The organism is Bradyrhizobium sp. Unk1, assembly GCF_059512345.1.
This window is the reverse complement of sequence record NZ_JCAMOP010000004.1, coordinates 1-24,611: the sequence shown is the minus strand read 5'-3', so window position 1 is coordinate 24,611 and position 24,611 is coordinate 1. Positions and strand designations below refer to the sequence as shown.

19 protein-coding genes and 1 pseudogene are annotated in these 24,611 nt (G+C 63.7%); 7 read left to right on the top strand and 13 right to left on the bottom strand.

Annotation, left to right across the window (positions count from 1 at the left end; genetic code table 11):
- Positions 1–28 precede the first annotated feature (28 nt).
- From AC5ZFO_RS05995 to AC5ZFO_RS05975, 5 genes are all read right to left on the bottom strand, one after another.
- Entirely contained in the window at positions 29–1,255 is a 1,227-nt protein-coding gene (locus AC5ZFO_RS05995) for a CaiB/BaiF CoA transferase family protein (protein WP_477018263.1), read from the bottom strand.
- 39 nt (positions 1,256–1,294) lie between these two features.
- Positions 1,295–2,146: an enoyl-CoA hydratase-related protein gene (locus tag AC5ZFO_RS05990; protein WP_496121693.1), complete on the bottom strand. Its 852-nt coding sequence runs from the start codon at positions 2,144–2,146 to the stop codon at positions 1,295–1,297.
- Between the two features lie 54 nt (positions 2,147–2,200).
- Positions 2,201–3,421, bottom strand: a complete 1,221-nt coding sequence (locus AC5ZFO_RS05985) for an acyl-CoA dehydrogenase family protein (RefSeq protein ID WP_496121691.1) — start codon at positions 3,419–3,421, stop codon at positions 2,201–2,203.
- Positions 3,422–3,510: 89 nt separating this feature from the next.
- Positions 3,511–4,461, bottom strand: coding sequence for a 3-hydroxyacyl-CoA dehydrogenase NAD-binding domain-containing protein (locus AC5ZFO_RS05980; protein ID WP_496121689.1), 951 nt, complete (start codon positions 4,459–4,461; stop codon positions 3,511–3,513).
- Between the two features lie 18 nt (positions 4,462–4,479).
- Positions 4,480–5,274 (bottom strand): 3-hydroxyacyl-CoA dehydrogenase, encoded by a 795-nt coding sequence (locus tag AC5ZFO_RS05975; protein ID WP_496121687.1) that lies wholly within the window; start codon positions 5,272–5,274, stop codon positions 4,480–4,482.
- Positions 5,275–5,706: 432 nt separating this feature from the next.
- On the opposite strand from AC5ZFO_RS05975, the gene AC5ZFO_RS05970 reads away from it, so the two are divergent.
- The 6 genes from AC5ZFO_RS05970 to AC5ZFO_RS05945 all read left to right on the top strand — a co-directional run bounded on the left by AC5ZFO_RS05970 (position 5,707) and on the right by AC5ZFO_RS05945 (position 13,129).
- Positions 5,707–6,768, top strand: a complete 1,062-nt coding sequence (locus tag AC5ZFO_RS05970; RefSeq protein ID WP_496121685.1) for an HlyD family secretion protein — start codon at positions 5,707–5,709, stop codon at positions 6,766–6,768.
- Positions 6,765–9,095, top strand: coding sequence for an ABC transporter permease (locus AC5ZFO_RS05965; protein ID WP_496121683.1), 2,331 nt, complete (start codon positions 6,765–6,767; stop codon positions 9,093–9,095). Before AC5ZFO_RS05970 ends, AC5ZFO_RS05965 begins: the two co-directional genes overlap by 4 nt.
- Entirely contained in the window at positions 9,082–10,056 is a 975-nt protein-coding gene (locus tag AC5ZFO_RS05960) for an HlyD family secretion protein (RefSeq protein WP_496121681.1), read from the top strand. The genes AC5ZFO_RS05965 and AC5ZFO_RS05960 overlap by 14 nt, the downstream gene beginning before the upstream one ends.
- 486 nt (positions 10,057–10,542) lie before the next feature.
- Complete coding sequence (locus AC5ZFO_RS05955) at positions 10,543–11,064, top strand: hypothetical protein (RefSeq protein ID WP_496121679.1); 522 nt, start codon at positions 10,543–10,545, stop codon at positions 11,062–11,064.
- 272 nt (positions 11,065–11,336) lie between these two features.
- Positions 11,337–11,579, top strand: a complete 243-nt coding sequence (locus AC5ZFO_RS05950) for a hypothetical protein (RefSeq protein WP_496121677.1) — start codon at positions 11,337–11,339, stop codon at positions 11,577–11,579.
- A gap of 8 nt (positions 11,580–11,587) precedes the next feature.
- Entirely contained in the window at positions 11,588–13,129 is a 1,542-nt protein-coding gene (locus AC5ZFO_RS05945) for a M81 family metallopeptidase (RefSeq protein WP_496121675.1), read from the top strand.
- Positions 13,130–13,305: 176 nt separating this feature from the next.
- On the opposite strand, the gene amaB is transcribed toward AC5ZFO_RS05945, so the two are convergent.
- Genes amaB through AC5ZFO_RS05905 form a run of 8 tightly spaced genes read right to left on the bottom strand, consistent with a single transcriptional unit; the run spans position 13,306 to position 23,349 of the window.
- Positions 13,306–14,871 carry an L-piperidine-6-carboxylate dehydrogenase gene (gene amaB, locus AC5ZFO_RS05940; RefSeq protein WP_496121673.1) on the bottom strand — a complete coding sequence of 522 codons (1,566 nt, stop codon included), beginning with the start codon at positions 14,869–14,871 and terminating at the stop codon, positions 13,306–13,308.
- 28 nt (positions 14,872–14,899) lie between these two features.
- Positions 14,900–16,057, bottom strand: coding sequence for an alpha-hydroxy acid oxidase (locus AC5ZFO_RS05935; RefSeq protein WP_496121672.1), 1,158 nt, complete (start codon positions 16,055–16,057; stop codon positions 14,900–14,902).
- A gap of 7 nt (positions 16,058–16,064) precedes the next feature.
- On the bottom strand, positions 16,065–16,940 hold the full coding sequence (locus tag AC5ZFO_RS05930; protein WP_496121670.1) for an IclR family transcriptional regulator: 876 nt from the start codon (positions 16,938–16,940) through the stop codon (positions 16,065–16,067).
- A 15-nt stretch (positions 16,941–16,955) separates the two neighbouring features.
- On the bottom strand, positions 16,956–17,861 hold the full coding sequence (gene dapA / locus AC5ZFO_RS05925; protein WP_496121668.1) for a 4-hydroxy-tetrahydrodipicolinate synthase: 906 nt from the start codon (positions 17,859–17,861) through the stop codon (positions 16,956–16,958).
- Between the two features lie 31 nt (positions 17,862–17,892).
- Positions 17,893–19,683 carry an ABC transporter permease subunit gene (locus tag AC5ZFO_RS05920; RefSeq protein WP_496121862.1) on the bottom strand — a complete coding sequence of 597 codons (1,791 nt, stop codon included), beginning with the start codon at positions 19,681–19,683 and terminating at the stop codon, positions 17,893–17,895.
- Positions 19,684–19,690: 7 nt separating this feature from the next.
- Positions 19,691–20,791 (bottom strand): ABC transporter ATP-binding protein, encoded by a 1,101-nt coding sequence (locus AC5ZFO_RS05915; protein ID WP_496121666.1) that lies wholly within the window; start codon positions 20,789–20,791, stop codon positions 19,691–19,693.
- Positions 20,792–20,819: 28 nt separating this feature from the next.
- Positions 20,820–21,899: an ABC transporter substrate-binding protein gene (locus AC5ZFO_RS05910; protein ID WP_496121665.1), complete on the bottom strand. Its 1,080-nt coding sequence runs from the start codon at positions 21,897–21,899 to the stop codon at positions 20,820–20,822.
- 1 nt (position 21,900) lies between these two features.
- On the bottom strand, positions 21,901–23,349 hold the full coding sequence (locus AC5ZFO_RS05905) for an FAD-binding oxidoreductase (protein WP_496121663.1): 1,449 nt from the start codon (positions 23,347–23,349) through the stop codon (positions 21,901–21,903).
- 1,016 nt (positions 23,350–24,365) lie between these two features.
- Here AC5ZFO_RS05905 and AC5ZFO_RS05900 point away from each other — a divergent pair.
- Positions 24,366–24,611: pseudogene (locus AC5ZFO_RS05900) on the top strand (C13 family peptidase); the annotation flags it as partial.

The window sequence follows — 24,611 nt, the reverse complement described above, 5'->3', positions numbered from 1 at the left end:
CTCGTGCCGCCCCGATCATGCCGTCGCGCTAGGCCGCGTGGTCCTTTGTCTTCGGAATGGTACCGCTCGCACGCAGACCATCGATTTCGGCCGCGCTGAATCCCAGTTGCCGAAGAACCTCGTCGTTGTGTTCCCCGATCTTCGGGGCGCGTTTTGCCGACACCTTGGCGACACCGTGCACCTGAAGCGGGCTGGAGATCGTGGACGTCAGCTTGCCGCCGGCGCCCTCGAGCGGAACGATGATGTCATTGGCCCGGAGCTGGGGATCGTTGATCACCTCCTGCGGCCCGCGCACCGCGCCGAACGTCACGTGGGCGCCATTGAACACCTCGTACCAATGTGCCATCGGCTCGGAACAGAAGGTCTGGTCGAGAATCGCCGTGAGTTCCGTCATGTTCGCCATCAGCTTGGCCGGGTCGGAGAAGCGCGGATCAGTCAGGAGATCGGGGCGGCCGATCGCCTTCGCCACGGCCTCTACCTTGTCGGGCGTGATGATGAGAACGAACCAGGTATCATCCTTGGCGCGATACACGTTCATGGCGGCATTTGCGGGGTGCATGCGATCATGCAGCCCGAAGAATTTCGCATCGCAGAGTGCAGCCTGGATCGAGACGCTGGCGGACCACACGCCCTCGGCGAGCAGCGAGGTCGTGACGTGCGCCCCCTGCCCCGTGCGCTCGCGACGATACAGGGCGGTGACGATCGCCGAATAGAGCCCGACGGCGGTGGCGTTGTCGCCGCTGCCGGCCACCGGCCAGGTCGGCGGCGCGCCGGCGTCGCGCGTCATCGACAGGAGGCCGCTGCGCGCCCAGTACGACGTGATGTCGAAGCCGGGGAGATCCGCATCCGGTCCCTTGTCGCCGAAGCCCGTGAGGTCTGCGTAGATCAGCCGCGGGTTCCATCCCACCACGTCTTCATATTCGAGCTTCAATTTCTTGCGCGCCGGATGCGGCGTGTTGACGACGAGAACGTCGGCCCATTTGACCAGCTTTTCGAGAATCTGATGGGCGCTCGGAGATTTCAGATCAATTGCCATGCCGCGCTTGTTGCGATTGGCCAGATGCCAGGGATAGGCATCGTCAGCGACCGGCTGCGGCGGCATATGGTTCGCGTGTCGCCACAGCTCGCCGCTCGGCGGCTCGACCTTGATCACGTCGGCGCCGAAATCGGACAAGATCACGGCGGCGCTGGGACCCGCGATGAAGCTCGCGAGGTCCACCACTTTCAGTCCGGAGAAAATGTTGTCGTTTGCCATGGGCGTCCTTTCCAGATCCTCGTAGACAGCGGCGTCGTTTCAGCGTCCGCGAAACTGCGGCGCACGTTTCTCGAGGAAGGCGGCGGTGCCTTCCTTCTTGTCTTCGGTGGCGGCGCAAATGCCGAAGAAGGAGGCTTCCAGCACAATGCCTTCGCTTTGGCTCGTCTCCATCCCCTTGTTGGCGGCTTCCAGCGAGAACTTCACGGCGATCGGCGCGTTGGCCATGATCTGCTTCAGGATTGTCTCGGCACGTTCGATCAGGCCGGTCGCGGGAACGACTTCGTTGACGAGGCCGATGCGATAGGCTTCCTGCGCGGAAATCGTCTCGCCGGTGAGGATCAGCTGCAACGCACGGCCCTTTCCGACCAGACGCGGCAGGCGTTGCGTTCCACCACCGCCGGGCAGCAGACCGAGCTTGACCTCGGGTTGCCCGAATTTGGCGTGCTCGGCTGCGATCCTGATGGTGCAGGCCATCGCGGTCTCGCAGCCGCCGCCAAGGGCAAAGCCGTTGACCGCCGCGATCACCGGCTTGCCGAGATTTTCAATGAGGTCCAGCACGCCCTGCCCGAACCGGCTGGACTCCTCGGCGTCGTAGGCGTCGACATGTGCAAGTTCACTGATGTCGGCGCCGGCGATGAACGCCTTGTCGCCCGCACCGGTGAGGATGACGCCGCGCACGGATGCGTCGGCTTTGGCGTCCTCGAACGCGGCGTGCAGATCGGTCCAGGTCGGCGTATTGAGCGCGTTGAGCACTTTCGGCCGATTGACCGTGACATAGGCGATCGCGCCTTTTTTCTCGTACAGGACATTCGCGAGCGCCAGCGCCGCTCTGGGTGCTGAGCCTGGTGCTGTTGCAGGCGAAGGGGTGAACGGTGCAGTTCCCGAAACCATGGTCATGTCTCCTGAGTGGGCAGCCGGCGCAGATGCGCCGGCCGTGCTGAGAGGTCAGAGGAAAGCGCCGTGACCGGTGATGGCCTTGCCCACGATCAGATTCTGCATCTGGTAGGTGCCCTCGTAGGAGTAGAGCGCCTCGGCGTCGGCAAAGAAGCGCGCGACGTTGTAGTCGGCGACGATGCCGTTGCCGCCCAGCACCTCGCGGCCCCAGGAGACCGTCTCGCGCGACTTGGCAGTGCAGAACGCCTTCGCCAGCGCCGCGTGATGGTCGCCGAGCTTGCCTTCGTCATCGAGCTGCGCCAGGCGGAGCATCAGGCACTGGCACGCGGTCAAATTGCCCAGCATCTTGGCGAGCAGATCCTGGATCAGCTGGAACGACGCGATCGGCTTGCCGAATTGCAGGCGCTCCTGGGCGTATTTGAGGGTGGTTTCGTATGCGCCCATCTGGATGCCGGTCGACGCCCACCCCACCATGTACCGCGTCATCCGCAGGACGCGCGCGGTATCGCGGAACGAATTGCCGCCCTGGAGGCGGTTCGTTTCAGGCACCCGCACGTCCTTCAGCGTGATCTGGCCGTTCTGGACCACCTTGAGCGCGATCTTGTGCTCGATCTTCTCGACGCTGAAGCCGGGCGTCGACTTGTTCTCGACGATGAAGCCCTTGACCTGGTTGTCGGTAAGGTCGCGCGCCCAGATGATGGAGATGTCGCACCACGGCGCATTGCCGATCCACCGCTTCTGCCCGTTGAGAATCCAGGTATCGCCTTCACGTTTGGCGGTCGTGGTCAGACCGCCGCTCGTTCCGGAACCGACCAGCGGCTCGGTGAGGCCGAAACAGCCGATCTTTTCCCAGCGCGCCATCGCCGGCAACCATTTCTGCTTCTGCTCCTCGGAGCCATCGAGATAGATCGAGCCCATGGCGAGGCCGCTATGCACGCCGAAGAACGTGCAGAACGAGGCGTCGGTGCGCGCCAGCTCCATCGCGACGAAGCCGAACAACTTCTGGCTCCCGCCTGCGCAGCCATAGCCCTCGAAGCCGAGCCCGCCGAGGCCGAGCTCCTTGAACGATGGCAGAAGCTCGAACGGAAACGCGTCGTCCGACCAGTACTTGTTGATGACCGGCTGGACCTTGGTCTCCATGTAAGTCCGCACCTTCTTAACCAGCACCTTCTCGTCGGGAGTGAGAAGGTCGACCAGCTGATAGAAGTCGCCATTGGGTGCAGGAGCCGGCTTCGGCGCGGCGGTCTTGCTTGCTGGGGTTGCGGTGGGCATTTGCGATCTCTCCTCGCTGCGGCTCGGAAGCCTGAAAATTGAAGGACGGTTTGAACGTGTGATTGATTTCGCCGGCGCCGCCGATTTCGCTAGCTCGCCTTGGCCGCTTTTTTGCGCAGCTCGATCAGGCCGAGCAGGACTTCGTCGCGCTCCGCCTCCAGCTGCTCGATGGTACGAGAGCCCGCCTCGGCATGGACGCTGTCGATCAGCTTCTTTTGCACGTCCGGCGTCAGTACCGGCGAGCCGAGGGTCTTCCACCAGGCCGTCATCGGGCCGGTGAACTGCTGAAAGAAGTGCTCGATGCCGCCCGGACCGCCGCCGAGATGGTTGAGCATCAGGCCGCCCATGACGCCCCAGCGCAGGCCGGGGCCCCAGGACAGAGCTGTGTCGACGTCGGCAGCGCTCACCACACCCTCGGCGACGAGGTAATAAATCTCGCGGCTCAACGCTGCCTGCAGCCGGTTGGCGACATGCCCGGGCATTTCCTTGTTGACGCGCACCGTCCGTTGCCCGATCGAAGTGTAGAATTCATCCGCGCGCTGGATTGTCGCTGCCGAGGTCTTCGCCCCGCCCACGATCTCGACCAGCGGGATCAAGTGCGGCGGATTGAAGGGGTGACCGATCACGCAGCGCTCGGGATGGGACGGCGCACCCTTCTGGATTTCGCTCATGGTGAGCCCCGACGAGCTCGATGCGATGATCACGTCGGGCGGCAACAGCTCGTCCAGCTGTCCGTAGAGCTTCTGCTTGAATTCGATCCGCTCGGGCCCGTTCTCCTGGACGAGGTCGGCGCCGGCGAGTGCCTGCACGATGTCTGGCGTGAACTCGAGATTCGACTGCGACGCTCCGGGCGACAAACCCAGTCGCTCGAGCGCCGGCCAGGCCGTCTCGACAAATTTCCTCAGCGCTGCTTCTGCGTTCGGCGCGATATCCGTCGCGACGACCTGAAGTCCCTTGGCGAGAAACAGCGAGCTCCAGCTCGCGCCGATGACGCCGGTTCCGATGATGGCAATGCGGCGAATGGACTTGGTATCGGTCATGTCATTTCTCTCCGTTGGTCAGACTTCGGCATAGGCAATGCCGGTGAGATTGCCCTGGGCGTAGAGGAAGTTGCGCTCGCCAGACCCGTCGAGCCGCGCGGAGTAGACCGAACCCGCGAAATCGGTCACGAACATGCGATCGTTGGGAACGTCGAGCGCGATACCGATCCCCTCCATGAGATGGGTCACCACGATCTCGGGCACGGCAGGCTTGTTGTCGAGCGAGGCCCGGTTCACCGTGTTGCCGCGCGGTGGGTCGCCGCGGTCGGTCCAGTAGAGAATGCGGCTCTTGTGATCGATCTCCAGATCAATCGGCTCCGGCAGACCATCGTAGAATATCTCGATGTCGGATCTGGTGGCTGCGGTCTGGCCGGCGGGGATTTCGACATTGGCGCGGAAGATGCGGCCGAGCCCGGCATTGTCGGGCCCCTTTTGCGTCCAGTAGATGCGTCCGAATTTCGGGTCGATCGCCAGCCCGACGCACCATCGTGTCTGGTCCTTGCGATCGGCCTCACTGTGGCCCGCCTCGATGAGCGTCTCCAACTGCGAACCATCGAGATTGCAACGCATGACGCGCATGCCCTCGCGATCGCACCAGTAGAGCTTGCCACCTTTCTTATCGAGAATGATCTGCTTCGGAGTGTGGGTCTCTCCCTTCGGAGCGATGGTCTTGCGGTTCTTGCCGTCGATGTCGGCCCGCTCGATCGAGCCGTCGTTCAGGCTTGGGACGCCCATGTTGGTCCAGTAGATATGGCCCGCTTCGACATCCACGACGATGCCGTCCGGCAAGTGACAGCCCGTCACGATCGTCATGCGATCGGAGCCATCCGCATTCATCAGGTGAATGCAGCCCGCATTCAGTTCGAGAACGAACAAGCGAGGGACTGTGGAGTTTGAAGATTTCGTGACGGCTTTTGCCATGGCGCACCCTGCATCGTGGCCCGACCACCGACCGGGTCAGGTGGCCATGACTATGTCCTGATTGCCGACGGTCATCTTGGACAGGAATGTCATCGTTGGGATGCGTCTGCTGCTTGACCACATGCGAACCTCTGTGGGCATCAGGACAACGAAATGCGAGAGCAGCAGCTTTCAACAAGTCGGGCATCAAACATCCAAGCACGCGCAATTGACAGGCCACATGGTCGAGACTTGCGGCCCATAAAATCAGCAGATCGCGATTGGACAGGGCCCGACAGCCAAATATACTGAATGCCGATCCGGTCACGGGAAAGGGAGTCAGGCATGGACGCGCCGAGCTCTGACAAGGATATTCGAGAGGCACCCGACGCGCCGCGAGGCGATCAAGCGAAAGCCGCCCGCAACACGGTGCGGGCTCCGGCCATTATCGTCTGCATCGTTGCGGCTGCCGTCGTCGGGCTTTCCGTCTTCTATCTGTTGCGGCCGGAACCACTGCTCGTACAGGGCGAGGTCGATGCAACGCGGCTCGATATCGCCGCGCGTGTCGACGGACGGGTCGGCAAGATTCCCGTCGAACGCGGCCAGAACGTGGCTGCGGGCGCAGTGCTGGTTCAGATCGACAATCCCGAGACGATCGCCAAGCACGAGCAGATGAAGGCGGCAAAGGCCGTGGCGGATGCCCAGCTCGCCAACGTCCTCGTCGGCACACGCGCGGAAACCATCGCCGCGCGCAAGGCGGAGATGGAGCGCGCGCAGGCGGCGGTGGTGCTGGCGCAGAAGACTTTCGACCGTACGCGGACGCTCACCGAGCAAGGCAACGCGCCGCAGGCCCGCCTCGACCAGGTCACCGACGCGCTGCACGAAAGCGAGCGTGCGGTCGATCAGACCAAGTCAGCGTATGAACAGGCCGTCAACGGCTACACCAAGGAGGAACGGGCCATCGCGAACGCCAATGTGGAGAAGGCCAACGCCGATATCCAGAGCGTTCAATCCATCATCGATCAGCTCGTCGTCTACGCCCCGGTCCCTTCGCAAGTCTACCAGCGCAATGTGGAGCCGGGCGAATATGTTTCGCCGGGCGTGCCGCTCGTAACGCTGATTGATCTGGGCGACGTCTGGATCCACTTCGACCTGCGCGAAGACCTCGTCAAGAGCTTGAAGGTCGGCGACCGCTTCGATGTCCGCATCCCCGCGCTCGACGATCGCCGCGTCACCGTGGCGGTCAAGCTCATCGCGACCAAGGGCGAATATGCGAGTTGGCGGGCCACGCGTGCCTCCGGTGATTTCGACCTGCGGACGTTTTCGATCCGCGCCTATCCGGTGCAGGCGGTGCCCGAGTTGCGGCCGGGGATGAGCGCCTATCTCGACTGGCGGTCGCGGCAATGATGGCGGCCTCCAAGCCCGGGTTCTGGATGGTCGTGCGGCGCGAATGCCGCTGGCTGATCCATGATCGCGTGGCTCTGCTACTGATCCTCGGCGTGCCGCTGTTCGCCTTCGTGGTGCTCACTACGGTCTTCAGCCATCCGGTCATTCGCGGGCTCGGGGTGACGGTCGTCGACGAGGACAAGTCGGACGCCTCGCGTGCGCTAGTCGAATACATCGCGGCGTCTCCCAGCCTGAAGATCGTCGATCGCTCCGGCACGCTGTCCACGGCCGTGCAGGACATCCGCTCCGGCAAGTCGATCTCGGCCGTCTATATCCCGCCGGATTTCGAGCGCGACCTGAAGGCCGCGCGCCGGCCGCAGGTGGTTGGATTCTATAACCAGCAGTTTTTGACTCCGTCCGGCATCGCATCCTCAGGTCTGAGCGACTCACTGTCCGCCGCGGCGGCCGTCGCCGCTCCCGCCAGTCGCGCGGCGCCTGCACCAGCATCGCCAGGGGCGCTCAAGGCGGAGACCATGGCGCTCGTCAATCCGCAGAAGAATTATGCGCAGTTCCTGCTGCGCGCGCTGCTGCCGACCATCATCCATGTCGTGATCACCCTTGCCGCCGGCTACTCCATCGGCTCCGAATTCCGCCGCCGCGACGCGCGGGCCTGGCTCGAAAGCGCCGGCGGCAATCCGCTCGTGGCGCTGGCCGGCAAGCTGGCGCCGCTGTTCTGCATCTTCTTCCTGATCATGCTGGCTGAGCCGCTGTTCCTGGAGGGCGTGCTGGCGATCCCCTTCAAGGGCGACCTACCCTTGATGGTCGCCGCGGCCTCGCTGCTGATCATCGCCTATCTGTCGCTTGGCGCCCTGCTGCAGCTGCTGGTCGGAGATCTCGCCACCGGCCTCGGGCTTGCGGGCCTCATCGCCTCCCCCGCCTTCGGCTATGCCGGCGTCGGCTTCCCCACCATCGGCATGAATGCCTTTGCGCAGACATGGAGCGCGGCCCTGCCGCTGCGCTGGTACATGGCCGTCCTGCTCGGACAGGCCGCGCGGGGATTGCCTGTCGCCGATTCCGCCATTCCCTTCGCCGCGCTTGCGGGCCTCGCACTGCTCTTTGCCGGCCTTGCATGGCTGCGCATGGCGAACGTCACCCGCAAGGGCTGGTTTGCTACGGCGCGACCGGCCGAGCCGTCCGAGATGGAAGAAGCGCCCGCGGGCGTCGGCGGTGCCTTCAAGGCCGAGTGGCGGCGCGTGCTGGGAACGCGGAGCGCCTTCACGCTGCTGTTTGTCGCCCCCCTGATTTACGGCATCTACTATCCGCAGCCCTATCTGAACCAGATCCTGCGCAAGCTTCCGATTGCGGTCGTCGACAATGATCTCAGCGATCTCAGCCGACAGATCGTCGAGACGCTGGATGCGAGCGGCGCATTAAGCGTGACGGTTCGCGCCCGAACTCTCGCCGAGGCGCGCTCGGCGATCGATCGCGGGCAAGCCTTTGCCGTCGTCGAGATTCCGCCCGACACGGAACGCGACGTGCTCAAGGGCATCACCGCTCACATACCCGTCTATGCGGACGCAACCTATCTTTTCATCTTCAGAACGAGCGCCAGCGGGTTGGCTACCGCCATCGGAACATTGACGTCCGAGCTCGTTTCGCGCGGCGCGCGCTCGGATGGCAGCCTCGTCAAGGCGAAGCTGGCGAGTGCGAGCCCGGCCGATGTGCTGCTGCAGCCGATCTTCAACCCGGTGGGCGGCTATGCGAGCTACGTCGTTCCGGCGGCGTTCATCCTGATCCTGCAGCAGACCCTGCTGATCGGCGCTGCGATGTTGACCGGCACGGCGCTCGCGAGCGGAGGCCCGGCCTTTGCCGGCGTGCTCGGTCGCGGCATCGCGCATCTGACCATCTATCTTCCCGCGCTCGCGCTCTACGTCATCGTGCTGCCCCGCATCTACGGTTTTTCGACGCTCGGCCATCTGCCGCAGATCCTCGCGCTCGCGAGTGTCTTTCTGCTGGCAACGAGTTTCATGGGTCAGGCTGTCGGGGCCTGGTTCACGCGGCCTGAGAACGCAACCATCCTGCTGCTGGCGACAAGCCTGCCGCAGTTCTTCATGGCCGGCTTCGCGTGGCCGCGCGAAGCGATCCCGGACATCGCGCTTGCGTTCGGCCGGCTGTTCCCGGCCGACTCCGCGATCGACGGCCTCGTGCGCATCAACCAGCTGGGGGCCGGCATCTGGGAGGTCGCGCATGACTGGCTCGCATTGTGGTGCCTTGCGCTCGGCTATTTCGCGCTCGCGGTGATATCGGCGTTTGCCGTCAGAAGGAGACAGCGACATGCCCAACCTTAGACCTGCTGCCTTCATCGCCATTCCGCTCGCGCTGGTCGCGGCGGGCGTGCTGATCTACGTCATCCGCCATTGGGCGCCGCCCGCGGCCATCATCGGCGTCGTGCGCGCAACCGAGGTCAGGGTCGAGCCGGAGGTCAACGGCCAGCTCGTCTCGATCGGGGTCGAGAAGGGTGCCTCCGTGAAGGCCGGCGACGTCGTGGCACGGCTCTCGGCAGTGGAGTTGACGGCCCAGGCGGATCAGGCACGCGCCGCGCTCGCGTCCGCCGTCGCAAACCGCAACAACGTCTATGCCGGCGTGCGCCGCGAACAGGTCGATTCCCTCAAGGCCGCCATCTCCAAGGCGAGCGCCCGCCTCGACTATGTGCAGGCCCAGCTGACGCGAACCAGCACGCTCGCGCGGCAGAGTTTCGAGTCGCAGCAGAACCTCGACCAGGCCGTGAATGACGTAGCCTCCGCGCAGGCCGACGTTGCCGAGGCCCAGGCCAATTACGATGCGGCGGTGGCGGGGCCGACCAAGGAGGAGCGCGCCATCGCCGATACACAGGTGCAGGCCGCGGCCGCAGCCGTCGCCGTGCTCGAGCGCCGTCTCGACAAGATGGTGCTGCGCGCCCCGGCCGACGGCACGGTCAGCGTCATTGCCGCCGAAGTCGGCGAGAATGTTCGCGCCGGCCAGTCGATCCTGATGGTCGAGGCGGCCGGCAAGCAGTGGCTCTCGTTCAATGTGCGCGAGGATCACCTCGATCGTCTCGCGATGGGAGAAACAGCGAACGTGATGCGGAACGGCGCCAATAGCGCGACCAAGGCGGTCATCACCGAGCTGCGGCCGCTCGGCGTGTTTGCCACCTGGCAGGCCGAGCGTGTGATTGGCGATCATGACCGCAACACGCTGCGCCTGCGCCTCGACCCAAAGGGAGAGTTAGCAGGCCTCGCGCCGGGCATGACCGTCTGGATCGACCGCTAGCACCCGGCGATTGAAATCGCGGAGCTATACTATTTCGACCATTTGCAAATGGTGGGCGCACCAGGCTCCAACCTGGGACCCGCTGATTGAGAGCCAGTTGCTTCCCATCCCAGGAAGCTCATCGTTGATCGAATAGGCCGCAGGTAGCTTCGCGAATATGCGGCGAAGAAGTGGCGCTTTCCCCGCGACCGCTCGCCCATTTCAGAAGCTTGCTTACGTCGGCTATCGCAAGATTTTTCTTGATCTCCCGGTGCACACGTCGTGCACACACGGCCCTCTAACCAATTGAAAGAATTAAACTCTCGCTCCAATCCATCATGGGCGCCACGGAAAAGCGATAGTCTTGATATTTCAACAGTTTATCTTACTCTTCAATGGGATGAACCGCGAACATGTGCACTCCAAACTAGACGAAATTGCACACGTTTGTACCCGTTTTGACCTCTCAGTGCACACATAGTGCACACGAAGTCGGAGTGCACACGCGTGGCGACCTTCACACAAATGGCATCCGGAAACTGGCGCGTCCAGGTCCGCCGCACGACCCGCTACGTGGCCGAGACATTCCGACGGCGCAAGGACGGCGAAGAACGGGCGCTCGAGATGGAGCGCAATATCGACCGCAACGGATCGTCCAAGCCACGCGTGGCGCGGAACGTTCGCACCTTTGGCGACCTAATCGACCTGCACGATGAAGACATGCACGAAGTTGGAAAGCCCCCTCGCCGGTCAAAAGCGGCTGTGATGGCGTCGCTCAAGATTGCGCTCGGCAGTGTGAAGCTTCCCGCGCTCAATCGAGAACGGCTGATCGAATTCGGAAGGAAGGCGGCGGTCGCAGCACGAGCTATTCCCTCGTCTTCTCGTGAAACCCACTTCAAGCGAACGATCACTGGACGACAGCGGACGACCCGCTTCCGGAAAGTTGGGCGGCGAACATCGCCGCCCAGGCTCGATACGTTCGACGGTCTCGGTCGACGGGGTCATTTGGCCGATCTCATGTGCCAATAAAGTATTCAATATAAATAGTTTTCTGGAACAAAATAGCCACCTTGGCCGATCTGTTGGCCGATCTTGAGTGCATCCTTAAGGAGTTGAAGTTGACCGATCGGAGAGCAGAGCAAGCCCTTGAGCTACATAGCTAATCAAAGGTGTCCGGTCGCTTCGGGCAGATATCCTGGCCGATCCCGGTTCGGGCTTCACCTGGAGGCTCACGCGACCCGCCCGTTCGGATTTGGGCGGCGAATATCGTCGGCGTCTCCGGCATCCAGTGCACGCTGGCCATGTTCTGGAGCCTGCCGTCGCGCGTGCTTGCCGGGACCGCGGCAGCCAGTGGGGCCGGACTCGTCAATATCGGCGCGGCCATTGCGGGCTTTGCCGGTCCGACGGTCCTAGGTCTCCTCGGCCAAATGACCGGCAGCATGACGGCCGGTGTTTCATTGCTGGCTATCGCGCTGTTTGCCGCGGCCGGACTGATCTTTACGATTCCGCGGCGCCTGATGGCGCGGCATGTTGCCTCAGCCTAGGAGGCGTCGTGATCCACAAGGCTCCAATCCCTGTTGCCGCCAGACATGGCCTGCATAGGCTTTTTCGGATCGCTATCGCCGGATTTCATATCGAGTCCGTAAGCTTCCTGCCGGTCGCCTCGACCTGGGACGATTTCGAGCAGGTCGCCCTACGCGGAGATCGCATCGTCGACGAGCTCCGCGGCACCAATACGGTGATGGGCGGCTTCATCGATGTCTGCGAGCGGGAAAACGTGGAGCTGGCCCCCCTCGTCCACACAGCCCTCGGCGCCGTCGGGCCAGCCACCGACGAGGCCGTCAGACGCTATGCGGACGAGATGGCAGCCGGCATAGCCAAGCTATCGGACCTCGACGGCGTGCTGCTCTTCCTGCACGGCGCGTGCTGGACGGCTTCCTATCCAGACCCTGAGCGCTTCATCATCGAGGCCGTGCGTACCGCCCTGGGCCACGACAAACCCTTGGTCGTTGCCCTGGACTACCATGGCAACATCGACGCAGACACGCTGAAGAATGCGACCGCAGCGTTCGCCTATCGAAAATCGCCGCATACGGATACGGGTGACACGGGACGGCGCGCCGCCATCTGCATGCTGCGCACGCTGCGTGGGGAGATTTCGCCGGCATGGGCAATCGCGAAGCCGGGCGTGCTCGTTCCATCGATCTTCAGCGCGACTTCGCTGCGCCCCCTGGCAGATATCATCGAGGAAGGGCACCAAATCGAACGCGAGAGTGAGCAGTACACCGACGTTTCGCTGATGGCGGGCTTCTCCTATGCGGACGCGCACAATACCGGTTTCTCGGTGCTGTGTGTCACGGACGGCGACCCCGCGCGTGCCCAGAGGATCGCGGACCATCTTTCAGATCGGGTCTGGAGCGAACGGCACGCGCTTTACAGGCCCTTCGACGTCTACACCGCAGAGTCAGCAGTCTCCCGGGCGCGCGCGGGCTTGACAATGCGCAAGGCGGAAGGACGCCCCTATGTTCTGGTCGAGCACGCAGATCGGATGAACGACTCCACCTACCTGCTGGCGGAACTGCTCAAGCGCGGTGTCTCACGGGCTGCCGTGCCATTTCTCTGGGATTCGGCCGCGGCGCAGAAGGCGTTCGAGGCCGGCGTTGGCGCGATGGTCAAGCTGGAGCTTGGCGGCCACAGCTCTGAGAAGGCGGGACCGACATTGGACGTCACCGCACGCGTGCAGTGGGCTGGCCCGAAGTTGTACCGCGTGTCTGGATCCTACATGCATGGCATGCCCGTCGACCTCGGAATGACCGCATTGCTTGACATCGATGGCGTTTCGGTAAGCGTCGTCAGCGCTTTTGCGTTTGCGGTCGATGGCGACGCATTTGGCGTGTTCGGGTTGCGCCCGGAAGACTTCGACATCATCGTGCTTCGTTCCAAGACCCATTTCCGCGCCTTCTACGAGGGTCTGGCGGAGGAAATCCTGATCGTGGATACACCGGACCACGGCGTCGCCGACCTGCGGCTTCTGCCCTACGAGCGGCTGGATACGCATCGGGTATTTCCTCTGGCTCCCGAAAGCGTCCGTTGATGTCGTCTGGACACGAGCAGAGGCTATAACGAGCGGATCGTGGGGCCCGCGACAGCTCTCCGGCGGCATGCAGCAGCGTGTCGGCGCGCGGCAGACCGGCTGGCGCTGACGCTACCGTTCGCCTCGACCCACGCTAAACTCCGTCCGATCCAGATAATTTGCCGAGCCGACATTCGTCACACCACATCGAACCTGACGCCCTGAGCTAGCGGGAGCGTGCGACCGTAATTGATGGTGTTGGTGACACGCCGCATATACGTTTTCCACGCGTCGGATCCGGACTCGCGTCCGCCGCCGGTCTCCTTCTCGCCGCCGAAGGCGCCACCAATCTCCGCGCCGGATGGGCCGATATTGACGTTGGCGATGCCGCAATCGGAGCCGCGCGCCGATAGAAATGTTTCCGCTTCGCGCAGATCATTGGTGAAGATGGACGACGACAGCCCCTGCGGAACGGCGTTGTGCAACTCGAGCACGGCATCGAAATCGCGGTATTTCATCACGTAGAGGACTGGCGCAAAAGTCTCGTGCTCCACCGGTCCGGTTTGCGCCGCGATCTCGACCAGCGCCGGGCGGACATAGTAGGCCTCAGCCGCCCCTTCGATGACAACCCGCTCGCCACCCTGGACCTGCCCACCGGCAGCGGTCGCAGCCTCAAGCGTAGTCTGCATTGCGCGATAGGCCGCGCCGTCGATCAGCGGACCAACAAGGTTACCATCTTCCAGCGGAGAGCCGACGGTGACGGACGCATAGGCCTGTTTCAGGCGCGGCACAAAGCTGTCGTAGACGCTCTCGTGGACGAACAGGCGGCGCAACGTCGTGCAACGCTGTCCCGCCGTTCCCATCGCGGCAAAGGCAACGCCACGCAGCGTGAGGTCGAGGTCGGCCGTCGGCGCGACGATCGCCGCATTGTTGCCGCCGAGCTCGAGCAACGCACGGGCGAACCGGCTGGCTAGCCGCGGACCGACCGACCGTCCCATCGCCGTGGAGCCGGTGGCTGAGACCAACGGCACCTTCGCATGGTCGACGAGCACCTCGCCGATCGCACGGCCGCCGGGCAGCACTGCAGCAAGCCCCTGCGGCGCGCCTCCACCAGCCTCATTAAAGCGCTTGAGCGCGCGATCAAACAGGGCGTGTGTCGCAAGCGCGGTCAGCGGTGTCTTCTCCGACGGCTTCCAGACCAGGCTATTGCCGCACACCAGCGCCAAGGCTGCGTTCCAGGCCCACACGGCGACCGGAAAATTGAACGCAGAGATGATGCCGATGACGCCAAGCGGATGCCAGCTTTCCATCATGCGATGCTCGCCGCGCTCGGTCGCGATCGTCAGGCCGTAGAGCTGCCGCGACAGGCCGACCGCGAAATCGCAGATATCGATCATTTCCTGGACCTCGCCGAGACCTTCGGAGACGATCTTGCCGACCTCGATCGACACCAGTCGGCCCAAAGCCTCCTTGCTGGCGCGCAGTTCCTCGCCGAACAGTCGTACGAGCTCCCCTCGCCTGGGTGGCGGCACCAACCGCCAGCCGAGATGCGCCGCGTGCGCCTGTTCGATCAGGTCGGCAGCTTCGGCTGCGCCGATCTCCATGGCGCGGCCAATTATCCTGCCGGTGATCGGCGTACGAACGACAATGGTGCCCTCCGCATAGTCGGAGCGCTTGACGCCGAGCGTGGCGAGAAGCCTGTCGACCTCGCCGGCAAGATCGGCATTGGCGGCATGCGTGTGCAGGGCTGATTTGACGGACATGGCGGTTTTCCAAATGTTGCAGTTAATCTTAGTTCCGTAGCTCGCTCGCGCGCCCATTCCGCAAGGCCGGAACGCAATGCGCTCCCAGGAAAGCCATGGCGGTATCCATCTCGCGCAGGACCATGCGCAGGACGGCTTCGGCACCCGCCTCTCCGCCGGCTGCAAGACCCCACAGCGGCAAGCGGCCGAGAAGCACAGCTTCCGCGCCCAGCGCAAGATATTTGAGGACGTCGGTGCCGCGCCGGACGCCGCTGTCGGCCAGAATCGTCAGACGCCCCTTGACGGCGCCGACAATCGCCGGAATGCAATCCACGGGGGCCGGCAGACAGTCGAGATTGCGCCCGCCATGGACCGAGACCACGATGCCATCGGCACCGATCTCGACCGCCTTTTCGGCATCCTCCACCGCGAGCACGCCCTTGATGGTGAGCTTGCCTGGCCAGATCCCGCGCAGCCAGCGCATGTCATCCCAGCTCAGCCGAGGCTCGAGCTGGACCGCCTCGGCGATATCAGCGCGGGTGATGGCGGTGCGAAATGCGTCCGGATAGTGACCGTAGCCCGGCACGCCCTCGCCCATGAGATAGCGCGCGAGGACCCCGAACAGCCAACCCGGATGCAGTGCCACGTCAATCGTGCTGCGCAGCCGCGGCTTGAAGGGAATGCCGAAACCGTTGCGTGCATTGTACTCCCGGTTCGGCGAGACCGGCGTATCGACGGTGACGAGCAGGTTGTCGCAGCCGCAGGCGCTCGCACGCTCCAGGAGGCGTGCGGTCAGGGCGCGATCGCGCCAGACATAGAGCTGGAACCAGAGCAAGGCATCCGGCGCGCCGCGCCGGATTGCCTCCACGGTGGTCACCGATTGCGTCGAGATGCAGACGGGAATGCCGACGCGCGAGGCCGCGCGGGCAAGCTTCGTCTCCCCATCGTGCGAAACAAGTCCGGCGAGCGCCGTTGGCGCGACAACGAGGGGCGCGGCGATCCTTCGACCGAACAATACCGTGTCGAAATCGCGCCGGTCGTGCCCCGTCAGCACCGCGGGCAGCAAGGTAATGGCGTCAAGCGAGGCGCGCAGGCGCGTCAACGCTGTTTCGTCCTCCGAGCCGCGATCAATATACTCGAACAACCCGCGCGGGAGGAATCGTCGCGCGCGGCGGCGATAGTCGCTGGTATTGAGGAACACCGGCATCGGCGTTTCAGGCCGCGTAGCGTTTGAACTTGGACTTCGAGATCGACGTTGCGGCGACGTGAGCATGCTGAACAAGCTCGGCCTCGACACGCTCAACGGTCCAGCGCGTCGTGGGCACGGAGATGTTGACCGCGGCGATCGCCCGCCCGTGCTCGTCGATGATCGGCGCCGCGACGGAGATATCGCCCATGACGCTTTGGTTGATCTGGATCGAATAGCCGCGCCTGGCGGCGAGACGCACCTGTTCCATGAGCTTGCCGGGATCCGTAATCGTGTAAGGCGTGAGTGGCTCAAGCCGCGTACGCTTCAAGAGATCCTGTTGCTCCGCCTCGGGAAGGGCCGCCAGGATGGCTATGCCGGATGCCGTGAAGTAGGCCGGCAGGCGGCTTCCGATCACGAAATCGATATGGATCAGGTGCTGGCCGGGAAAGCGCGCCACGAACACGACTTCGTGGCCATCAAGCTCATGCAGGTTGCAGGTCTCGCCAAGATTGCGGCTCATGTCGAGGAGATAGGGTGAGGCCTTGTCGATGAGCTCGTTGGCCTTGAGATAGCTATGCGAGAACTGGAGCACCTTCGAGGTCAGACCGTAGTTGCGCGTGCCCTCAATCCGTTTGAGATAGCCGAGCGACTCCAGCGTGTAGACCAGGCGCTGCGTGGCGCTGCGATCGAGATTGGCAGCCCGCGCGATATCGGCAAGCGTCATGAAGCGTCGCGGCCCGTCGAAGACGTGCAGGACTTGGAATGCTTTCTCGGTCGAGCCGACGAACAGCGACGAGCGTGCCGGCTCTGCGCTTTTGGCGACGCGCGTCGCGACGCGAGCTTTTGCCGGGCTCTTGGTCTTGCCGGCTTTCTTGGAGCCACCCTGGCCGCTACGCGTCATGTCGCCGTCCCCCCGTCATCCAACGTTCTCAGAAACCGCCAACTGCTTGCCGAATTCAGCGCGGAGGGCGGACACCAGCGACGGCGCCGGTTGGACCAGCGGCGCCAGCATGCGCGGTGCGTCGACGCCGATCACGTCCATCACCGCCTTCATCGGCCCCGGATTGGTTTCGGCAAACGCCATGTTCATGAGCGGAATCAGGCGGCGATGCAGACTTAATGCTTCCGCGGTCCGTCCGGCAATCGCTGTCTCGTAGATTTGGCGCCAGGCGCGCGGCAGCAGGCACGCGGTCACGATGATGCCGCCCTTGGCGCCGGCAGCGAGGTGCAGCGGAAACAGGCTGTCCTCGCCGCTCAGCACCGCGAAGCTCTCGTCGACGCCGGCGACCACCTGCAGGAAATGATACATGTCGAGATTGCAGGCCTTCATGCCGACGATGTTGGGGTGCCTGGAGAGCTCATGCAGGATCTTCGGTTCGATCGCGATCCGGGTGCGGTAGGGGATTTCGTAGATCAGGACGGGCACGGGCGAGGCATCGGCATAGCGCAGGAAATAGTCGCGAATGCCCGCCTGAGTCGGGTTGGTGTAGTATGGCGTAAGGACCAGCAGGCCATCCACGCCCTCGGCCGCGAATTCCCTGCCCGCCTGAAGCGCATCGTGAAAGCCGGTGTCCAGCACTCCCGCGATCACCGGGCCTCTGCCGTTCATGGCCTTCACCGAAAGGCCTGCCATCTTGATCCGTTCGGCACGCGCCACCGCGCCATATTCGCCGGTGCCGCCAAGCGGCACCACGCCGTCGATGCCCTGCTTGTTGAGCCAGGCGAACAGCGCCGAGACGGCGGCAGCATCGATGGTGTCGTCGGCTTTGACCGGGGTCGGAATGGCGGGGAACAGGCCGCGAAGACGAGAAGCAGTGAGCATGTGAGAGAACCTCTATTTTGGAGTGGAACGGCTACCGTGCGGCAGCGCGCCGCCTCAGGCGTTCGGCAGTGAAGATCAAGAGCCCCATAAAGATGAACAGGCAGGTCGACACGGCCGCGATGACCGGCGAGACCTGAAGCGTCACCTCGTCCCAGAACTGCTTGGGCAGCGTGGAATTGAGGCCGCCGGTCGCAAACAGCGCGATCGTCAGTTCGTCGAACGAGGTCGCAAATGCGAACAGAAACGACGACATCATGCCCGCGCCGAGGATCGGAAAGGTCACGTGGCGCAGCGTGGCGAACGGCCGCGCGCCGAGGCTCGAGGCCGCATGATCGAGCCGCGTATCGTAGTTGCGCAGCACAGCCATCATGGTCATCACCACATAGGGTACCGCGACGACCGTGTGGCCGAGGATGAGGCCGAAGGCGCTGCCGACTAGGCCGATATTCGCGAACACGTAGAACAGGCCAACCGCGATGATCATGCGCGGCACGACGATCGGCGACAGAATGAAGGCGAGCCAGGCCGCCTTGCCCGGAATGTCGGAGCGGACCAGCAGGAAGGCGGCGGGCGTGCCGACCAGCATGGCGAGCGCTCCCGTGCCGAGGCCGACGAGCAGCGAGCGCAGCAGGGCCTGGGTCCACACGGGCGACTGGAGCACGGTTTCGTACCAATGCAGGGTAAAGCCTTGCGGCGGCCAATTGAGTCCGCCGCTGCCGAACGAGAGCGGGATCATCAGGATCGTGGGAATGCTGATGACGAGTAGCATGGTCCAGGCGAAGGCCTGCAAGCCCAGACCGGGCTGGTCCGGTTCGCGATCGCGCCGGCGCGACGGCAGCGCACGGAGGACGAGATCGGAGAGCGATCCGAGCATGGTCAGAACGGCATCACCAGCCTTCGCGAACGGACCGGACAGGCGCGACGGCGCGGACTTGCGTACCGTGGCCGCGCCGGTCATGGTCGACAGGCCGAGCAACCGATCATAGGCCGCAAAGACGACGAACACGACGACGAGGAGCAGCACGGAGATCGCGCCGGCAAAGCCCCAGTTCATGGTCTGCTGGATCTGGTCGATGATGAGCTGTGTGATCATCGTTTCGCGACGCCCGCCGAGCAAAGCCGGAACAATGAAGAAGCCGATCGCGGTGACGAACACCATGATGCCTGCCGCAGCGACGCCCGGCAGCGACAGCGGGAAGTAGACCTTCCAGAACGCCATGCCTGGCCGCGCCCCGAGCGTTGCCGCCGCGCGCGGCAGGTTGCGGTCGATGTTGTCCATCACTGAAAGCATGGTCAGCACGGCGAGCGGCAGCAGAGCATTGACCATGCCGACGAGGACGCTGCCGAAATTATAGAGCAGGTTCGCCGGGCTCGAAATGATACCGAGCGACAGCAGGAGCTTGTTGATAACGCCATTGCGGCCGAGCAGCACGATCCAGGCAAAGGCGCGCACCAGAAAGCTGGTCCAGAACGCCAGCAGCACCCAGAACAAGAGCGTCGCCTTGCGCTCCTTCCCGACCATCGAGATCAAATAGGCGATCGGGTAGCCCGTCACGACGCAGACCAGCGTCGTGGCCAGCGAGATCTTCAGGGTGATGAGCAGGACGTCGACATAGACCGAGGATGCGAAGAGCTGACGATACTGCGCGAGCGTGAAGCCGGCGTCGTTGTAAAGGCTAAGCAACAGCAACTGGCCGACGGGATAGACCAGGAAGAAGACGAGCAGCAGAGCCAGCGGTCCGCCCATCGCGGCCCAGGTCCAGACACGGGCCCACGCTCGCGTCCGGATCCGGCTGAGCGGCAGCGCGTGCAGCCTGATCATCGCCACGTCAATGTCCCCCGCCGTCGCGGATCGCCACCGCGTCCGCCGCATTCCAGCTCAACGAAACGAGCTGCCCGATCTCGTAGGCCGCGGAGCCCGATCGGGTCGGATGGGCCGCGACGAGCTGCGGCAGGCCCGCCGTCTCCGGCGCGATATAGAGACGCGTCAGGCTGCCGCTGATCATCACGTCGACCAGCCTGCCGGTGAGCCTGCCGCCGCCCACGGCCGCGTTCTCGACGTGAAGGTTCTGCGGACGGACCATGATCTTGATCGGCTGGCCCGTGGCGAAGCTGCTGCCATTGCCGACGGCCCGCGAGGCCGCGGCCTGATCGGTCAACACGACGTCGAGGCCCTGTGCATCGACCTCGCGCACGGTGCCGCTCAACAGGTTGGACTCACCAAGGAAGTCGGCCACGAACACCGAACGTGGACGGAAGTAGAGATCCTCCGGCGTGCCAAGCTGCTCGATCGCACCCGCGTTCATCAGGCAGATGCGATCCGACATCGTCATCGCCTCTTCCTGGTCGTGCGTGACATAGATGATCGTAGTGCGGAGCTCGCGGTGGATGCGCTTGATCTCGAGCTGCATCTGGTCGCGCAGCTTCTTGTCGAGCGCCCCGAGCGGTTCGTCCATCAGGATGATCGCGGGGCGATAGACGATGCAGCGAGCGAGCGCGATGCGCTGCTGCTGGCCGCCGGAGAGTTCGCGCGGATAGCGCTTGGCGACATGCGGCAAGCGGACGGTTTCCAATGCTTCCGCCGTCCGCCGGCGCGCCTCGGCGTCCGACACCTTCCGCATCCTCAGCGGAAACGCGATATTGTCCTCGACAGTCATGTGCGGGAACAGCGCATAGTTCTGGAAGACAACGCCGATGTCGCGCTCATAGGCCGGGCTGTTTGTCACATCGGCATCGTCGACGAGGATCTGTCCGTCGTCCGGATGCGCGAGCCCCGCGATCAGGCTCAAAAGTGTCGTCTTGCCCGAGCCCGAGGGGCCAAGGAGCGTGAGGAATTCACCCCTGGCAACCTCGATACTCGTCGGCGCCAGGGCGACGAAGTCGCCATAGTGCTTGGAGAGATTCGCAATTCGCAAGCTCGACGACGTCATGGGCCGCTCCGTTCTCGCCGTCAGACCGTCAGGTCAGGACCCAACGGTTGAAGCGCTCGAGCACCGCCTGCTGGTTCTCGAGCCAGAACTTGGCGTCGAGTTTCAGGCCGGCCTTGATGTTGTCCGGATAGGTCGGGCAGTTCCTGGCGACCTCCGGCTTCACGTAGCTGAACGCCTCCGGCTGGGTGAGACCGGCCGGGAAGTATTCGGTGAGCGCGGCCTGACGCTTCGGGTCGGAGGCGAACCTGATGAACTCGCGACACGCGTCGGCGTTCGGCGTGCCGGCAAGGATCGACCAGTTGTCGCCCCCCCAGATGCCCTGGTTCCAGACGATTTCGACCGGAGCGCCAGCCGCTTGCGCGGCCTGGGCACGCGACACCCATGTCGGCAGCAGGTCGATCTCGCCCGACGTCAGCATCTGCTCGACCTGCGCGCCGCTGGTCCACCACACCGCAACGCCGGACTTGATCTTGTCGAGTGATGCAAAGGCCTTGTCGAGGTCGCAAGGATAGACCTGCGCGGTCGGCGTACCCGCGCCCATCAGGGCTTCCTCTATGGTGTCGAACGGGTGCTTGCGCACGGCGCGACGTCCCGGAAAGCCCTCCACGTTCCAGAGGTCCGCCCAGGATTGCGGCGCCTTGCGGCCCTTGAAGGCATCGGTGCGATAGGCCAGCACGGTGGTGTAGACATTGGTGCCGACGCCGTAGGGCGACATGTATTCGGCGGGGATCGTCTTGATAACGGCTTCCGATTCGAGACCGTGCTTTTCCAGATATGGCTTGCTGCCGGCGGTCAGCAGCAGGATTGCGGGCCAGGAGATCTTGGCCATGTCCCAGGTGTAGTTCTTGGTATCGACCATGGTCTTGATCTGGGCGACAGGCTCGGCGTTGGCCTGGACGCCGACGACCTCGATTCCCGTTGCCTCGGTGAACGGACGATAGAACACCGCGCCATAGGCCTTGGTGTAGATACCGCCGTCGTCGCGCACGACGATGCGCTTGCCCGCGGCGCGGGACGGAGACCAGACCGCGGGCGCGGCCAGGGCGACGGCGCCGGCACCGAGCAGCAGGCGACGGCGGGAGGTGATGATCTTCGGAAGATGGCTCATGTCAGTCCCCTCTTGCCAATGTTGCAACGGATGGTGGTGGAAGAACGCGTCCAGGATTGAACAGGCCCCGCGGATCGAACGCCTGCTTCACGGCCTGCATCAGTGCGAGCTCCGCGTGCGGCTTGTAGCGAAGCATCTCGCCCGTCAGCGTGCGCCCGACGCCGTGCTCCGCACTGAAGGTGCCACGCAGGGAGCTGGCGACATCGTTCATGGCGCGGCGGATGCGCTGCGCGAGCGCGTCGCGATCCGTCAGCACGTCCCATTCGGCGAAGGTGAAGAACGGAATGAGGTGGATATTGCCGTCGCCCATGTGACCGACGATGATGAATGGCAGATCCGGCACGATCGCGCGCACGGCCGCCATGGCCCGGTCGATGAACGCGGGCACAGTCGACACCGGCACGGCGGTGTCCGATGTGAGGCCGACGCCCGCCTTCTTGTTGGCCTCGGACACGCTGTGCCGCACCAGCCACATCGCCTTGCGCTGCGCCTCGCTCGACGCCACGACGCCGTCGCTGATCATGCCGGCCTCGAGCGCCTGCTCGAGCACGGCCTGCATCGCCGCGGCGAGCGCTTCGGCATCGCCGGTGTCGGACAGTTCGACCAGGACATGCCAGGTGTCGATCCGAGCGACCGGGCAGCGCCGGCCCGGCACCTGCTCCAGCACGAACTCGATCTGCTTGGCGTTGATCAGCTCGAAGGCCGACAGCCGCGAATTGCAGGAGGCCTGGAACAGGCCGAGCAGGTCGAGCGCCTTTTGCGGATTGTCGACGGCGAGCCAGGCGACGGCTTCCGCTGTCGGCAGCGGATGCAGCTTCAGCACCGCGCCGGTGACGATGCCGAGCGTGCCTTCGGACCCGATGAAAAGATGCTTGAGATCATAGCCCGTGTTGTTCTTGCGCAGCGCATAGAGCCCGTCCCAGATCGAGCCGTCAGGTAGCACGACTTCAAGGCCGAGCACGTTGTCGCGCGTGTTGCCGTAGCGCAGAACGCCGGTGCCGCCGGCATTGGTCGCGATGTTGCCGCCAATCTGGCAGGAACCTTCAGCGCCAAGGCTCACCGGATAGAGCCGGCCCGCCGCGGCTGCGGCTTCCTGGATGGTCGCGAGCACGCAGCCGGCATCGACGATGATCGTGTTGTTGACGGGATCGAGCGACCTGATGCGCCGCATGCGTGTCAGAAGGACGATGACGGGTGGCTCGCCCTGCTCCGACGGCGTCGCGCCGCCGCACAGGCTGGTGTTACCTCCCTGTGGCAGCACCGGCACGCCGCTCTCGGCACAGAGACGAACGATGGCCGCGACCTGCTCGGTGTTCGAGGGCAGTACGGCGCAGAGCGCCGGCGCCCGATAGCGGCCGCGCCAGTCCTCTGTGATAGCGGCAAGATCCTCCTCGCGCGTCAGCACGGCCGTGTCGCCCAGCAACCGCTTGAACGCCTCGATCAGGACCATCGAATCTGCCTCCCAGAAGGGCCGACGCTGGCCCAGGCTGCTGATTGTGGGAGTAATCGAAATACGATTACTTCAATTGGATTATGGTGACTATGAATTTCGCGAGACGGCGAGTCAAGCCGGCCCTGCGGTTGAATGATGTCGCAGTCGCTGAGCGATCATGTCCGCAAAGGCACCGGGTAGCGCGGCAGCTTGTCCAGTCGGTGCGGCCCAATCGCGCGCGAAAAATGGGCCGCTGAGCGGAGGGATCAATGTTGGCGGCGGGTCGACGACTCCTCGAAGGTCGCCGCATTCCGCCGATGCGAGGCGATGAAAAATGGTAAACAGTGGAAGTCCACTATGCTGCCCGGCTTGCGAACCAGGCAGTTTCATGCCGCCAGTAGGCTGTCGCGTCAGGTGCAAGGGAAGGTTACGCCTCAAGGTTTCACCGCTCGCGCAGCCTCCGGTTGCTACCGTCGGGAGTACGAAATCGCAGTTCGGCGTAGAAAGTCGTGCCAATGGTGGAGAGAGTGGGAGTCAAACCCACGATTTTCGATCATCCACTTCGAGCAATGGGCGTTAGCGCTCGCCCGCCTCCTCGCCTCGAAAATCAGATCCTACACATGCTTGCTCACGTCGGCTGTGGTGAGATTTTTCTTGATCTCCCGGTGCACACGTCGTGCACACGCCGCCTTCTAACTATTTGAAAAACCTAAACTCTCGATCCAATCCATCATGGGCAAGTTTGAGCTAGCTTCAGACGAACGGCGCAAATCAGAGAAAGCTTCATCAAATAGCTAGTCCGCGCTCCGTCGCTAGCCTTGCATCGACACCTGGCAGCTTTTTTGGGGATCCGCCACGAGAACGTGCTTGGCAACCGGCCGACGGAGGGTATAAGCGGACCTCAATCGGAGGTGCTGCCACTTCGCATTTCCGGGCTCATGCGTGTACCGTTCCGAAGGATGGAACTACACTGGCTTTTCACTATTTGTGTTGAGCAGTAGTTCTCTCCCGGCGATCTCGAAACGGGGTTCGCTATGACCTCCAGGTCCTCGATCAGTTGGCTCGGTGCGCCGCTCGTCGCTTTTTTTCTGACCATCTGGCCGTTAGTTTCGTCGTTACATGCTGTTGAGGACGCTGGAAAGGTTGGCGTGGTGTCCTTTGGCCTGTTCGCGGATCAAGGCGTGTTTAGATCCGAGGCGACCAGTGCAGCTCAGGTCGTAGCTGGCCGTTTTCGGACTGGCCCGATCAATGTGGAGTACAATTCCAAGAAGGGCGGAAAT